The 563-nt window shown below is 46.9% G+C and carries 1 protein-coding gene; it reads right to left on the bottom strand.

Going from position 1 to position 563, the window contains the following annotated elements; translation table 11 throughout:
- Positions 1-563 (bottom strand): ABC transporter substrate-binding protein (locus R7044_RS27160; protein ID WP_225456221.1); only part of this gene is annotated, 563 nt, incomplete at both ends.

Genomic DNA, 563 nt, shown 5'->3' on the forward strand with positions numbered 1-563 from the left:
GACAGTTTTAGACCATCTTCGTATCCCGCTTCACGAAGTAGAGCGAGAGCGTAATTTCGGTCATAACGAATTTTCGCACTGTCTTTTTGATACGCCCAAGAGTTCGGCGGCAGCAAGGTATAAGCTAGGGTTCCTGTACCGTAATAAACCGAATCCAAGATATTTTGACGATTGATCGCAAGGTTCAACGCTTGGCGGACTCTTGGGTCGCGAAGTGCTGGAGTCTCGGTATTAATCGCAATAAAGGAAACGTTATTTGCTGGTGTTGCCGTCAACTCAAGGTTTTCATCTTCTTGAATGATTGGGATCTGGCTAGAGATAGGTGAAGACAAAACATCGCATTCATTGCGCAGCAACTTAGCTAACGTGCCAGTACCACGGTGTGAAATGTCGAACACTACTTGTTCCATTTTCGCTGGCGAGTTCCAGTAGTTCGGGTGACGTTCCAAGCGAATCAAATCGTTTACTTGATACTCTTTGAGCTGGTAAGGCCCTGAACCAATAGGGAGGTGGTCGATTTGCGCTGTGTTGCCTTTTGCCGCCAACTGTTGACCGTATTCTGC

It is taken from the genome of Vibrio sp. 1402, assembly GCF_033340275.1.